The following is a 491-nucleotide window of genomic DNA, read 5'->3' as shown; positions in this document are numbered from 1 at the left end:
GCAGCGGAGTGAAAGTGAACTCGGGGCGTTGACGCGCTTCGAGGGGCGTTCGCGCCGGAACGCCGAATCATGATACACAGAGTCACCCACGAAACGCGGGTCGGTCGGTCGGCGTCTCCGATGTCGGAAACCGCTACGCGGGACTCCAGTAAGTAGTACGCGCCCGCGCGTGCGAGCCTTTAAGGGACGGGCTATCCTAGGCCTGTTCAGATGTCTCAGGATAACGAGTACGGGGCCGGACAGATTCAGGTCCTCGAAGGGCTTGAAGCCGTTCGAAAGCGTCCGGCGATGTACATCGGGTCCACCGATTCTCGCGGACTCCACCACCTCGTCTACGAAGTCGTCGACAACTCCATCGACGAGGCGCTCGCGGGCCACTGCGACGCCATCGAGGTCGCCCTCCACGAGGACGGCTCTGTCAGCGTCACCGACAACGGCCGCGGGATTCCGGTAGGTACGCACGAACAGTACGACCGACCCGCGCTGGAGGT

1 protein-coding gene is annotated in these 491 nt (G+C 63.3%); it reads left to right on the top strand.

Annotation, left to right across the window (positions count from 1 at the left end; all coding sequences use genetic code 11):
• Nucleotides 1-210: 210 nt before the first annotated feature.
• A partial coding sequence (locus tag D3D02_RS19210; RefSeq protein ID WP_233560725.1) for an ATP-binding protein occupies nucleotides 211-491 on the top strand: 281 nt, incomplete at its 3' end.

The sequence above is a fragment of the Halobellus sp. Atlit-38R genome (assembly GCF_003665925.1).
Classification (GTDB): domain Archaea; phylum Halobacteriota; class Halobacteria; order Halobacteriales; family Haloferacaceae; genus Haloquadratum; species Haloquadratum inordinatus.
Note: the sequence above shows the minus strand (reverse complement) of the source record. Positions and strands in the feature narration are given on the sequence as shown.